Origin of the sequence: Amycolatopsis sp. cmx-4-83 (assembly GCF_046548815.1) — a bacterium.
Classification (GTDB): domain Bacteria; phylum Actinomycetota; class Actinomycetes; order Mycobacteriales; family Pseudonocardiaceae; genus Amycolatopsis; species Amycolatopsis pretoriensis_A.
On the sequence record NZ_JAEBEF010000015.1, the window covers coordinates 234,535 to 247,115 of the forward strand.

Consider the following 12,581-nt stretch of genomic DNA (forward strand, 5'->3'; position numbering starts at 1 on the left):
AGCACGCCGCGCACACGACACCGGCACCCCGGCAGCCACACGAGTCACGCCGGCCGCGCCCGCGTGCCCGACCACCCGGCCCACCCGGCCCACCCGGAGCGAGCAGCGCCGAGCCCACGTCCAGGCCGGGTCGACCCCATCGCGCGAGCCCAGAGAGGGATCGGCGCCAGCCGGCTCAGGACTCCGTCGACGCCCGGACCACCCCGAGGATCTCGGTGCCGAACCGCTCGAGCTTCGTCGCGCCGATGCCCGAGATCGTCACCAAGCCCGCCTCGTCCGTCGGGCGCTGCTCCGCGATCGCCATCAACGTCGTGTCGGTGAACACGACGAACGCCGGCACCTTCAGCTCCCGGGCGCGCTCGCCGCGCCAGGACTTCAGGCGCTCCAGCAATCCTTCGTCCACTGTGGACGGACACCGGCCGCAGCGGCCGAGCTTGACCTCGAGGGTCTCCAGCAGGGGGCCGCCGCACACGCGGCAGCGGGTCTTCACCGGGTTCGCCGCCATCGGCTTCTGCTGGGACCTCGCCGCGCGGGCGGCCGGGTGGTCCTCCGGGATCAGGCCGTACAGGAAGCGGCTGCGGCGTCGGTTGCGCCGTCCGCCCGGCGTGCGGGCCAGGGCCCACGACAGCCACAGGTGCTCGCGGGCGCGCGTCACGCCGACGTAGAAGAGGCGGCGCTCCTCCTCGATCGCGGCCTCGTCGTCGCCCGCGTGGAGGATCGGCATCGTGCCCTCGGCCAGGCCGACCAGGAACACCGCGTCCCACTCCAGGCCCTTCGCCGCGTGCAGCGAAGCCAGCGTCACGCCCTCGACCGTCGGGGGGTGCTGGGCCGCCGCGCGCTGGTCGAGCTCCGCGCAGAAGCGGGGCAGGTCCGCGTCCGCGACCGTCGAGGCGAGCTCTTCGGCGAGCTCGACGATCGCCAGCAGCGCGTCCCAGCGCTCCTTCGCCGCGCCGCCGGCGGGCGGGGACTCCGTGAGGCCGACGCGGGCGAGGACCGACCGGACCGTCGTGACCAGGTCGGAACTGACGTCGCCGCTCGCCGCGCGCAGGGCCGACATCGCCTGGCGGACCTCGGTCCGGTTGAAGAAGCGCTCGCCGCCGCGGACCAGGTACGGGATGCCGGCGTCGGACAGCGCCGACTCGTACGCCCCGGACTGGGCGTTCACGCGGTAGAGGATCGCGATCTCGCTGGCCGGCACGCCGCCGTCCAGCAGCTCGCGGATGCGCCGCGCGACGGCCTCCGCCTCGACCGCCTCGTCGTCGAACTCGGCGAAGCGCGGCTCCGGGCCCGACGGGCGCTGGCCGATCAGCTTCAGCCGCGAGCCCGCCGGGCGGCCGCGCGCTGCGCCGATCACACGGTTCGCCAGCGAGACGACCTCGGGCGTCGAGCGGTAGTCGCGCTCGAGGCGGACGACGGTGGCCTCCGGGTAGCGCCGCGTGAACTCCAGCAGCGCCTTCGGCGACGCGCCGCCGAAGGAGTAGATGGTCTGGTTGGCGTCGCCGACGACGGTCAGGTCGTCGCGGCCGCCGAGCCACGCGTCGAGCAGGCGCTGCTGCAGCGGCGTCACGTCCTGGTACTCGTCGACGACGAAGCAGCGGTAGCGGTCTCGGAACTCCTCGGCGACGACGCCGTGCTCCTCCAGCACCGCCGTCGTGTGCAGGAGGAGGTCGTCGAAGTCGAGGACCTGCGCCGCGTTCTTCAGCTCTTCGTACGTCCGGTAGACCTCGGCGATCTGCGCGGCCGGCGCCGGGATGTCCCGCTGGGCGCGCGCGGTGACGGCCGGGTAGTCGTCCGGGCTGACCAGCGACGCCTTCGCCCACTCGATCTCGCTCGCCAGGTCGCGCAGGACCTCGACCTCGGTGCCGAGCTTCGCCCGGTTCGCGGCCTGGCCGACGAACCGCAGCTTGTTGTCCAGCAGATCCCACGGCCGGTCGCCGACCACGCGCGGCCAGAAGTACCGCAGCTGGCGGCGGGCGGCGGCGTGGAACGTCAGGGCCTGCGCCGCGTCGACGCCGAGGCCGCGCAGCCGGGTCCGCATCTCGCCCGCGGCCCGCGTCGTGAACGTGACGGCAAGCACCTGACCTGCGGAAACGTGCCCGGACCCGACCAGGTGGGCGATCCGGTGGGTGATCGTGCGGGTCTTGCCCGTGCCGGCTCCGGCGAGCACGCAGACCGGCCCGCGGGGGGCACTGGCGGCGGCATGCTGCTCGGGGTCGAGACCATCGAGCAGGCGGGAGCGGCCCTTCGGGGAAAGTACGCCAGTCACGTCCCGCATCCTCGCAGAGGGGGACGGGGAATCGGGGCAGGGGCACGCGGCCGTATCCTGGTCATATGGCGGGACAGCAGGACAAGGAAGCGGCCAAGCAGGCCAAGAAGGAGAAGCGCGCGGCGAGCAAGGCACGCCGTGGCCAGCTCTTCGAGGCCTTCAAGATGCAGCGCAAGGAAGACCCGTGGCTCATCCCGTGGATGGCCGGCTCGATCGTCGTCGTCGCCGGCGTCCTGTTCGGGATCGGGTTCTTCTTCGACTCGCAGTGGGTGCTGCTGCCGCTGGGCATCGTGCTCGGCGCCCTGCTCGCCATGGTCATCTTCGGCAGGCGCGTCCAGAAGACGGTCTACTCGAAGGCCGACGGCCAGCCCGGCGCCGCGGCGTGGGCGCTGGAGAACCTCCGCGGCAAGTGGAAGGTGACGCCGACCGTCGCGGCGACCACCCAGCTCGACGCGGTGCACCGCGTGCTGGGCGGCCCGGGCGTGGTGCTGGTCGCCGAGGGTGCGCCGCACCGCGTGAAGACCCTCCTCGCCCAGGAGAAGAAGCGCGTCTCCCGCCTGGTCGGCGAGACGCCGATCTACGACGTGATCATCGGGCACGAAGAGAAGCAGATCCCGCTGAAGAAGCTCCAGGGCTACCTGATGAAGCTGCCGCGCAACCTCAAGCCCGCCCAGGTCGACGCGCTCGAGGCGAAGCTCGCCGCTCTCGGCAACCGCGGCGCGGCGATGCCGAAGGGCCCGATGCCGGCCGGCGCGAAGATGCGCAACGTCCAGCGGACGATCCGCCGCCGCTGACCCCGCTCACGACGAAGGCCCCGTCCGCGCCCCGGACGGGGCCTTTCTCGTGAGCGGGGTCAGCGCAGCCGGACGACGACGGTGCCGGTCAGCCGGTCGAGCCAGCTGCGGCCGTCGGCGTTGCGGACCGCCGCCGGGATGATGAAGAACGTCAGCACCGCCCGGACCAGCGCGCGCGGCGGGCCGACCAGCGCGGCGCCGTCGAGCCGGGCGACGCGGATGCCGACGACGCCCATGCCGGGGGTGAAGCCGAAGAAGCCGGCCGAGACGACCGAGATGATCGCCCAGACCCCGCCGGACCAGAGGTTGAACACCTGCATCGCGGCCGGGTCCTGCAGGCTCGGGTGCAGGAAGATGGCCGTGACCAGGGCCGCGACCGCGAGGTCGACGATCAGCGCGAGCAGCCGGGCGCCCCCGGTCGCCGCCGAGCCGACGCCCGATTCGGGCAAACCGAACTTCTCACCCGGCCAGCGCGCGCCGTCTCGAGCCTCGGCCTGCCCGCCCTCGCCGGTGCCGGGCAGCCATTCACCGGTCCATCTCGCCACCCGTCCAGGGTATGCCGGTGGCGCAGACCACGTTCGCCCTGGTCGGATAGCCGGTATCCACCCACCCGTTAACACCGGCGAAACATACGGGTGACGGTCGGGCAACACCGCGCTTTTAGCGTGAGCCGAAGAGAGCACTGCCGTACGAGCTCGAACGAGAAGGAGTCACCGAGGGTGCCCACTACTCCAGACGACATCCAGCGCCTCATCGCCGACCAGGACGTCGAGGTCATCGACGTCCAGTTCTGCGACCTGCCCGGCGTGATGCAGCACTTCACGGTCCCCGCCAAGGCCTTCACGGAAGAAGCCTTCGAAGAGGGTCTCGCGTTCGACGGCAGCTCGGTGCGCGGCTTCCAGTCCATCCACGAGTCGGACATGCTGCTCCTGCCCGACGCGGAGACCGCGCGGATCGACCCGTTCCGCAAGGCGAAGACGCTCGCGCTCAACTTCTTCGTGCACGACCCGTTCACGCGCGAGGCGTACAGCCGTGACCCGCGCAACATCGCGCGCAAGGCCGAGCAGTACATCGCCGAGTACGGCGTCGCCGACAACGTGTACTTCGGTCCCGAAGCCGAGTTCTACATCTTCGACTCGATCCGCTTCGACTCCGCCGAGCACGCCTCCTTCCACGAGATCGACTCGGTCGAGGGCTGGTGGAACACCGGCACCGACGAGGTGGGCGGCAACCAGGGTTACAAGACGAAGTTCAAGGGCGGCTACTTCCCCGTCCCGCCGGTCGACCACTTCGCCGACCTGCGCGACGACATCGTCCGCAACCTGACGAACATCGGTTTCGAGATCGAGCGCGCGCACCACGAGGTGGGCACCGCCGGCCAGACCGAGATCAACTACAAGTTCAACACGCTGCTGCACGCGGCCGACGACCTGCAGCTGTTCAAGTACATCGTGAAGAACACGGTGTTCGCGGCGGGCAAGACGGCGACGTTCATGCCGAAGCCGCTCGCGGGCGACAACGGCTCGGGCATGCACTGCCACCAGTCGCTGTGGAAGGACGGCCAGCCGCTGTTCCACGACGAGTCGGGCTACGCCGGCCTGTCGGACACCGCGCGCCACTACATCGGCGGCCTGCTCAAGCACGCCCCGAGCCTGCTGGCCTTCACGAACCCGACGGTGAACTCCTACCACCGCCTGGTCCCGGGCTTCGAGGCCCCGGTTTCGCTGGTCTACTCGCAGCGCAACCGTTCGGCGTGCGTCCGCATCCCGATCACGGGCAACAACCCGAAGGCCAAGCGCGCCGAGTTCCGCTGCCCGGACTCGTCGGGCAACCCGTACCTGGCCTTCTCGGCGATGATGATGGCCGGCCTCGACGGCATCAAGAACAAGATCGAGCCGCCGGACCCCATCGACAAGGACCTGTACGAGCTCCCGCCGGAGGAGGCCAAGGACGTCAAGCTGGTCCCGGGCGACCTCGGCACGGTGCTCGACACGCTCGAGGCGGACCACGAGTACCTCCTCGAGGGCGGCGTGTTCACGCCGGACGTGATCGACACGTGGATCTCGTACAAGCGCGACAACGAGATCGACCCGCTGCGCCTGCGCCCGCACCCGTACGAGTTCAGCCTGTACTACGACGTGTGATCGGCGCGGGGCTTTGACCAGGGTTTCCCCGGTCGGAGTCCTCGCCAGGCCGCCGGCTGACGGCGGCCCACCAGACACGGGACGGCGGTCGAGGGGAACACCCCGACCGCCGTCCCGTTCTTTGTGCGCTCACCGCCTCGCGCGGCGTCGTCCCGGCGGAGCACGTCGTTGCGTGCGGCAGCGCTCTCGGTCATGGGCAACGTGCGTGCCCAGCGCACGGCCATCGGTGACACCGAGCGTCAGGTCCGCGAGGTCGAGCACACCAGTCGGGAGCTTGCGCAATCCGCCGGCGTTTCTCGTTCCAGTGCAGGTCCAGCCACATCGAGCGCAGACCCACGTCGCCGTGGTGCGGGTGGCGGAACGCTCCCGGGGCGACGCCCAGCGTCGTGAAGCCCAGGCTTTCGTACAACGAGATCGCCGCCGTGTTCGTCTCCACCACCGCGTTGAACTGGAGCGCCGCGAAGCCCGACTCGCGGGCCCACGCGATCATGTCCGTCGCCAGTTCCCGGCCCACTCCCCGGCCCCGGGCCGACGCCGCCACCACCAGGCTGCCGGACGCGATGTGGCTGCCCGGGCCCGGGCGGTTGGCGTACATGTTCGCCGTCCCCAGCACCGAGTCGCCCTCGGTGAAGACCACAACCCGGGCGGGGGCCGGGAGCAGCCAGGAAAGGCGGGCCGCTTCCGAGGAGAGCGCCGGGTCGTACGGCATCGTCTCCTGCGCCGTGGCGACCTCGGAGATGATCGGCCAGATCGACGGCCAGTCAGCGGAAACCGCGGGACGGATCATTCCGCCGTCGACAGCACGCGCAGGTCCGCGCCCGCCGCTTCGAAGCGGCCTCTCGGGTCCGGGACCAGCTTGCGGAGCTCCAGGTCCATCAGCCCCAGCGTGCAGCTGATCTCCGCGGCCAGTGTGCCGTCCAGCTTGTAGATGTTCGAGTCCATCTTGAACGTCTTGCCGCTGCCGAACTTGACGTCGCACGTCACGTCGACCTCGTCGCCCGCGCGGAGTTCGCGGCGGAACACCACGTTGGTCTCCAGCAGCACCGATGCCACGCCCGGCAGGCCCTTCAGCGCGCCCGCCTTCTCCAGCAGCTCCAGGCGGGAGACCTCGCCGTACGAGTGGTAGACGGCGTGGTTGAGGTGGCCCAGGGTGTCCAGCTCGTAGTGCCGGACCTTGATCCGGGTCCGGAACGGCTCGCGATCGGTCACCAGGCCACTGTAGGTCAGGCCTCGTAGAACAAGTGCTCCACCACCGTGTGCGCCCGCCGGGTGATGCGGCGGTAGGTGTCGAGGAACTCGCCCGGGTCGGCCGTCGCCGGGTGGCCGAGGACGCGGGCCACCGCGGCCAGGTCGCGGCCCGAGCCCGGGACCTCGTCGACCGCCTTGCCGCGCACCAGCATCCCCGCGTTGCGCACCCGGGTCGCCAGCAGCCACGCCTCGCGCAGCGAGTCCGCTTCGGACTGCTGGGCCAGGCCCGCTTCCGGCAGCACCGCCAGCGCGTCCAGCGTCGACGTCGTCCGCAGGCCCGGAACCGAACCCGCGTGCTGGAGCTGGAGGAGCTGGACCGTCCACTCGACGTCGGCGAGGCCGCCGCGGCCCAGCTTCGTGTGGCGGGTCGGGTCCGCGCCGCGCGGCATCCGTTCCGTCTCCACGCGCGCCTTGATGCGGCGGATCTCCCGCGCCTTCGTCGCGTCCAGGCCGTTTTCCGGGTAGCGGATCGGGTCGATCATCGCGATGAACCGCTCGCCGAGGTCGTCGTCGCCGGCGATGAAGCGGGCGCGCAGCAGCGCCTGCGTCTCCCACACCTCGCCCCACCGGGCGTAGTACGCGCGGTACGACTCGAGCGTGCGCACCAGCGGCCCGCTCCGGCCCTCGGGCCGCAGGTCGGCGTCGACGACCAGGGCCGGGTCAGAGCTCGGCGCGCCCAGCATCTTCCGGACGCTCTCCGCCACCGACGACGCGAACTTCACCGCGTCGGCGTCCGAAACCCCTTCGGACGGCTCGCACACGAAGAGGACGTCGGCGTCGGAGCCGTAGCCGAGTTCGGCGCCGCCGAGGCGGCCCATGCCGATGACCGCGATGCGCGCCGGCGTCTTGCCCAGCTCGGCCTGGCGCTGGCGGAACGCCGCGGCCAGCGCGCCCTGCAGCACGGCCACCCAGACGCTCGACAGCGCTTCGCACACTGCGGGCACGTCGAGCAGGCCGAGCAGGTCCGCGCAGGCGACGCGCAGCAGTTCGTGCCGGCGCAGCGAGCGCGCCGCGGCGACGGCCGCGTTCACCCCGGGCTGACGGCGGACGGTGGCCCGCAGCGACGTCGCGACCTCGGCGGGCGTGCGGCCCAGCAACCGGGCCGGGTCGCCGAGCAAGCGCAGCACCTCCGGGGCGCGGACCAGCAGATCCGGCACCAGCCGGGACGTGCCGAGCAGCAGCGCCAGGTTCTCGACGACCGTGCCCTCGTCGCGCAGCACCCGCAGGTACCAGGGCGTGTCCTGGAGCGCCTCGGACACCTTCCGGTACGACAGCAACCCGCCGTCGGGATCGGGGGTGTCGGCGAGCAGGTCGAGCAGCACCGGCAGCAGCGCCTGCTGGATCGCCGCGCGGCGCGAGACGCCCGAAGTGAGGGCCTTGATGTGCTGCAGCGCCCCGTCGGGCGCGGTGTAGCCGAGCGCGGCGAGCCGGCTGGCGGCCTGCTTGGTGGTCAGGCGCAGCGCCTCGGTCGGCACGTTCGCGACGGACTGCAGCAGCGGCCGGTAGAAGATCTTTTCGTGCAGGCGGCGGATGCCCTGGCCGTGCCGCTTGAACTCCGCGAGCAGCGCGTCGCCGGGGCTCTTGCCCCCGGCCGGCTTGATGCCGCTGGCGCGGGCCAGAATCCGCAGCTCGGCGGTCTCCGACGCCGCCGGGAACAGGTGCGTCCGGCGCAGCCGCCGCAGCTGCAGGCGGTGTTCGAGCATCCGCAGGAACTTGTACGACGCGCCCAGTTCGGCGGCGTCCTGGCGGCCGACGTAGCCGCCTTCGCCGAGCGCCGCGAGCGCGTCCATCGTGGACGGCGAGCGCAGGTCCGCGTCGATCCGGCCGTGCACGAGCTGCAGCAGCTGGACGGCGAACTCGACGTCCCGCAGGCCGCCGCGGCCGAGCTTCAGCTCGCGCTCGGCGTGCTCGGACGGCACGTGACCCTCGACGCGGCGGCGCATCTGCTGCACCTCGTCGACGAAGTTGTCCCGGTCGGCCGCGGACCACACCAGCGGCGCGACCATCTCGGCGTACTGGCGGCCGAGCTCGGCGTCGCCGGCCACCGGGCGCGCCTTCAGCAGCGCCTGGAACTCCCACGTCTTGGCCCACTTCTGGTAGTAGCCGTGGTGGCTTTCCAGGGTGCGGACGAGCGCGCCGGCCTTGCCTTCGGGGCGCAGCGCCGCGTCGACCTCGAAGCACGCCTTGCCGACGACGCGCATCATCGTGCTCGCCAGCCTCGTGGCCACGCCGAGGTCGCCTTCACCGACGAAGATGACGTCGACGTCGCTGACGTAGTTGAGCTCCCGGCCGCCGCACTTGCCCATGGCGATCACGGCGAGGGTGCCTTCGACCGGCTTCCCGACTTCGGCTTCGGCCACCACCAGCCCGGCGGCCAGCGCGGCTTCCGCGAGCTCGGTCAGCTGGGCCGCGACCTCGGCGTAGCTCGGGTGCTCGAGCCCGGCCTCGACGAGGTGGCCCAGGTCGGCGGCGGCGATGCCGAGCAGCTGGCCGCGGTAGCCGATCTTGAGGGCCTGCTCGGCTTCGAGCCCGGTCAGCACGGCGTCGTCACGCAGCAGCGCCGTGCGCAGGGCTTCCCGGTAGCAGGCGGAGTCGGTGCACTTGTCGGCCGTGAGCGAGTGCCACTGGTCGGGATTCGCGGCGAGGAAGTCGGCGAGCGCGCTCGACGTGCCGAGCACGCCGAGGAGCCGGCCGCGGAACGTCCGGTTGGCGCGCAGCTGCTCTTCGAGCCGGCTCCACTCGGTGTCGTCGGCTTCGCGGATGCGGTCCAGACCACGCAGCGCGAGGTCCGGGTCGGCCGCGCGGGACAACGCCGCGAGCACGTCGGCGGCCGCGGCGACCGGGCCGGCGTCGTCCCACCAACCGGCCGCGCGCAACTGACTCTCGGCACGGGAATCGGTGAAGCCGTACCTCGCCGCCGAAGCGGTCGTTCGCGCGCGGTCTGCCATCACCGAACACCGTAGCCGGGGAATCCGGCTCAGGCGGCCAGGCGGCCCGGTTCGGTATCGGCGGGCGTCGGCTCCGGCACCTGGAAGCTGTGCGCGGTCACGGGGTGGCGGCGCGAAAGCAGGTAGATGCCGACGCCCACGCCGAGGCCGGCCACGCCGACGGCGATGGTGCCCGCGTTGCCGAGCGAAGCGATCTTGCCGGAGATCGCGCCGACGATCGCGGCCGCGGGCAGCGTGAACAGCCACGCGACGACCATCCGGCCGGCCATCCGCCAGCGGACGGGTGCTTCCCGGCGGCCGACGCCGGAGCCGACGATGCCGCCCGAGCAGACGTGCGTCGTCGAGAGCGGGAAGCCCAGCCGCGACGAGATCAGGATGACCAGCGCCGAGCTCGTCTGGGCGGCGAAGCCCTGCGGGCCCTCGATGTCGGTCAGGCCCTTGCCGAGGGTGTGGGTGATGCGCCAGCCGCCGAGGTACGTGCCGGCCGCGAGGGCGCACGCGGCGCTGATGATCACCCAGACCGGCGGGGCGGCCCCCGACGGGAGGCTGCCGGCGCTGACGAGCGTGAGCGTGATGACGCCCATCGTCTTCTGCGCGTCGTTCGTGCCGTGCGCGAGCGAGACCAGTGACGCCGAGACGATCTGGCCGACCTTGAAGCCGCGCGTGGCCGGGCGGCCCCGGACCAGGAACCGGTAGACGAGGTAGGTCGCGACCATCGCGACGAGGCCGGCGATCACCGGGCTCGCCGCCGCGGGCACGAGGACCTTCTCGACGATCTTTCCGAAGTGGACCGAGTCGGCGCCCGCCGAAACCCAGGTGGCGCCGATCAGGCCGCCGAACAGCGCGTGCGACGAACTCGACGGCAGGCCGACGAACCACGTCACGAGGTTCCAGACGATCGCGCCGATCAACCCGCCGAAGACGATCGACGGGCCGATCTTCGTGTCGTCGACCAGGCCGCTGGAGATCGTCTTGGCGACCTCCACCGACAGGAAAGCACCGACCAGGTTCAGCACCGCGGAGATCGCGACGGCCACCCGCGGCCGGAGCGCGCCGGTGGCGATCGACGTCGCCATCGAGTTCGCGGTGTCGTGGAACCCGTTCGTGAAATCGAATACCAAAGCCGTGACGACCACGATCACGACCAGCAACGAGGGCTCCACCCCGACCTCCGAACGCCCTTGTGGGGACTCTTCCCGCAAGGTACCTGACGGGTGACGCCTGGCGTTAACAGGCCGTAGCTGTTTGTGACATCTGCCGTTAAGCCAGCGGTAACCGGCGTTGACTCTCGGCGGCGGGCTCGAGGTCACCGGCGGCCAACCGGACGAACCGCTGCGCGAACGGACCCCAGGTTTCGGCGATGTCGGCGTGCACTGTGGTCAGCACGTCGCGCTCGAGTGAGCCCGGACGAGCGAATTCCGCCTCCTGCGGGCTTTCCGCGGCCCAGCTCTCGACGACGGCGGGCGTCGTCTCGATGTGGAACTGGACGCCGTAGACACAACGGCCGAACCGGAAAGCCTGGTTCGTGTAGCGCGGAGCGGACGCGAGCAGTTCGGCGCCGGGCGGGAGCCGGGTGATGACGTCGTTGTGGAACTGCAGGACGTCCTGCATCAGCGGCAGGTCGGCGAAGAGCGGATCGGTCCACGCCGCGTCCTTCTTGGCGACGAGGTGCGGACCGACCTCGGGGCCGTCCACCCCGGCCTCGACGCGGCCGCCGGTCGCGACGGCCAGCAGCTGCGCGCCGAGGCAGATCCCGAGGGTGGGGAGCTGCTTCGCCGCCGCCTTCGACAGCAGCCGCCGGACGTCGGCGAGCCACGGGTGCTTCGCGTCGTCCTCCGCGCCCATGCCGCCGCCGAGGACGACGACACCCCGGTAGCCGTCGAGGTCCGCGGGCAGCTCATCGGTCGGCGGCAGCCGGACGTCGAGTTCCGCGCCGGCTTCGGTCAGCCAGTCGCCGAGGGGACCGAGCGGATCCGACGCGTCCGGCTGGATGATCAGCAATCGTGTCACGGTTTCCAGGGTAGGTCAGCAGGCGCAGCGGATCCCGGGGGCCGCGGTCCCTTCGACGGGGTAGCCGGCCGCGATCCAGCTCGTGATGCCGCCGGAGAGCCGCTTCACCCGGAACCCCAGCTGAGCCAGCTTGAGCGCGCCCTTGGTGGCGGCGTTGCAGTGGGTGCTCTCGCAGTAGCAGACGTAGACGACGTTCCGGTCGAGGTGCTTCGTGCTTTCGGCGGTCAGGTCGCGGTAGGGCAGGTTGACCGCGCCGGGGATGCGCGCCTGGGCGAACGCCTCGGGCGCGCGCGTCTCGACGATCACGTAGCCGTCCGTGTGGCCGGCTTCGAGGTCGCGGACGAGGTCGTCGGGGTCGACTTCGAACGCGAGCTCGGCGCCGAAGTAGGCGGTGGCGAGGTCCGGCGCCGGGGCGGGGACGGTGAGGGTGCGTGTCATGAAGAGAATCCTGCTGGTGGCGGGGCCGCGGGCACAGAGGAGAATCGGGGCGGGAACCCCGGTGCGCCGGGGATTTCCGCGTTCTGGCCGGGCACAGCAGGGAGAATCGCGGTGGACCTCGACGACGTCGATTGGCACCTGCTGGAGCTGCTCCAGTCGGACGGCAGGCTGAGCTTTTCCGAGCTGGGCCGCCGGGTGTCGCTGTCGGGCTCGGCGGTGACCGAGCGGGTGCGCCGGCTCGAGGAGCGCGGCGTGATCACCGGCTACACGGCCCAGGTGGACACGAGCAAGCTGGGACGGCCGATCGAGGCGCTGGTGCGGGCCCGCGTGCGGAGCCTGGACACCCCGCGCTTCCGGACGGCGGTGCTGCCGCTGCCCCAGGTGATCGCCGCGGACCACATCACGGGTGACGAGTGCTGGATCCTGCGGGTGCTGTGCCGGAGCACGGGCGAGCTCGAGGAGCTCGTCGAGAAGGTGCAGCGGTACGGCGAGACGACGACGTCGCTGGTGCTGTCCTCGCCGCTGCGCCGGCGTCCCGTGTCGCGGGCATGAAAAAAGCCCCGGGAGAACCAAAACTGGTCCTCTACCGGGGCTCTTCCCAAGTAAGTTCGGCGGTGTCCTACTCTCCCACAACCCTTCGGTTGCAGTACCATCGGCGCTGTCAAGCTTAGCTTCCGGGTTCGGAATGGGACCGGGCGTTTCCCTGACGCTAAAACCACCGAAACACTCCGAA

General features: G+C 71.4%; 11 protein-coding genes and 1 rRNA gene. 3 read left to right on the forward strand and 9 right to left on the reverse strand.

Translation table 11 applies throughout. The features are described from left to right. Positions 1 to 175: 175 nt before the first annotated feature. Positions 176 to 2,266: an ATP-dependent DNA helicase UvrD2 gene (locus tag ACLJQM_RS39680; RefSeq protein ID WP_247014379.1), complete on the reverse strand. Its 2,091-nt coding sequence runs from the start codon at positions 2,264 to 2,266 to the stop codon at positions 176 to 178. Positions 2,267 to 2,331: 65 nt separating this feature from the next. Between ACLJQM_RS39680 and ACLJQM_RS39685 the strand changes: the two genes are divergently transcribed. After that, positions 2,332 to 3,060, forward strand: a complete 729-nt coding sequence (locus ACLJQM_RS39685) for a DUF4191 domain-containing protein (protein ID WP_247014380.1) — start codon at positions 2,332 to 2,334, stop codon at positions 3,058 to 3,060. 59 nt (positions 3,061 to 3,119) lie between these two features. Here ACLJQM_RS39685 and ACLJQM_RS39690 read toward each other — a convergent pair whose 3' ends face one another. Then, positions 3,120 to 3,509, reverse strand: coding sequence for an RDD family protein (locus tag ACLJQM_RS39690; protein WP_410635474.1), 390 nt, complete (start codon positions 3,507 to 3,509; stop codon positions 3,120 to 3,122). A 270-nt stretch (positions 3,510 to 3,779) separates the two neighbouring features. On the opposite strand from ACLJQM_RS39690, the gene glnA reads away from it, so the two are divergent. Continuing rightward, the gene (gene glnA / locus ACLJQM_RS39695; protein WP_247014381.1) at positions 3,780 to 5,204 is read left to right on the forward strand and encodes a type I glutamate--ammonia ligase; all 1,425 of its coding nucleotides are present in this window, start codon (positions 3,780 to 3,782) and stop codon (positions 5,202 to 5,204) included. Between the two features lie 190 nt (positions 5,205 to 5,394). Here the strand turns inward: glnA and ACLJQM_RS39700 are convergent, their stop codons facing one another. From ACLJQM_RS39700 to ACLJQM_RS39725, 6 genes are all read right to left on the reverse strand, one after another. Continuing rightward, positions 5,395 to 5,991, reverse strand: coding sequence for a GNAT family N-acetyltransferase (locus tag ACLJQM_RS39700; RefSeq protein ID WP_410635466.1), 597 nt, complete (start codon positions 5,989 to 5,991; stop codon positions 5,395 to 5,397). Continuing rightward, positions 5,988 to 6,413, reverse strand: coding sequence for an acyl-CoA thioesterase (locus ACLJQM_RS39705; protein WP_360779234.1), 426 nt, complete (start codon positions 6,411 to 6,413; stop codon positions 5,988 to 5,990). Before ACLJQM_RS39705 ends, ACLJQM_RS39700 begins: the two co-directional genes overlap by 4 nt. A 14-nt stretch (positions 6,414 to 6,427) precedes the next feature. Then, a complete protein-coding gene (locus tag ACLJQM_RS39710) occupies positions 6,428 to 9,400 on the reverse strand; it encodes a bifunctional [glutamine synthetase] adenylyltransferase/[glutamine synthetase]-adenylyl-L-tyrosine phosphorylase (protein WP_410635467.1) in 2,973 nt (990 codons plus the stop codon). Positions 9,401 to 9,429: 29 nt separating this feature from the next. Beyond that, positions 9,430 to 10,563 carry an inorganic phosphate transporter gene (locus tag ACLJQM_RS39715; RefSeq protein WP_247014384.1) on the reverse strand — a complete coding sequence of 378 codons (1,134 nt, stop codon included), beginning with the start codon at positions 10,561 to 10,563 and terminating at the stop codon, positions 9,430 to 9,432. Positions 10,564 to 10,660: 97 nt separating this feature from the next. Next, positions 10,661 to 11,410 (reverse strand): type 1 glutamine amidotransferase, encoded by a 750-nt coding sequence (locus ACLJQM_RS39720; RefSeq protein ID WP_360779240.1) that lies wholly within the window; start codon positions 11,408 to 11,410, stop codon positions 10,661 to 10,663. Positions 11,411 to 11,425: 15 nt separating this feature from the next. Next, positions 11,426 to 11,848, reverse strand: a complete 423-nt coding sequence (locus ACLJQM_RS39725; protein ID WP_410635468.1) for a rhodanese-like domain-containing protein — start codon at positions 11,846 to 11,848, stop codon at positions 11,426 to 11,428. A gap of 111 nt (positions 11,849 to 11,959) precedes the next feature. On the opposite strand from ACLJQM_RS39725, the gene ACLJQM_RS39730 reads away from it, so the two are divergent. Then, positions 11,960 to 12,400, forward strand: a complete 441-nt coding sequence (locus ACLJQM_RS39730) for an Lrp/AsnC family transcriptional regulator (protein WP_247014387.1) — start codon at positions 11,960 to 11,962, stop codon at positions 12,398 to 12,400. Positions 12,401 to 12,454: 54 nt separating this feature from the next. On the opposite strand, the gene rrf is transcribed toward ACLJQM_RS39730, so the two are convergent. Continuing rightward, positions 12,455 to 12,571 (reverse strand): 5S ribosomal RNA (gene rrf / locus ACLJQM_RS39735). Positions 12,572 to 12,581: the final 10 nt, after the last annotated feature.

Coding starts and splice junctions, on each gene's coding strand:
- ACLJQM_RS39710 (WP_410635467.1), bottom strand. CDS start 9,400: ATGGCAGACCGCGCGCGAACGACCGCTTCGGCGGCGAGGTACGGCTTC.
- ACLJQM_RS39685 (WP_247014380.1), top strand. CDS start 2,332: ATGGCGGGACAGCAGGACAAGGAAGCGGCCAAGCAGGCCAAGAAGGAG.
- ACLJQM_RS39700 (WP_410635466.1), bottom strand. CDS start 5,991: ATGATCCGTCCCGCGGTTTCCGCTGACTGGCCGTCGATCTGGCCGATC.
- ACLJQM_RS39725 (WP_410635468.1), bottom strand. CDS start 11,848: ATGACACGCACCCTCACCGTCCCCGCCCCGGCGCCGGACCTCGCCACC.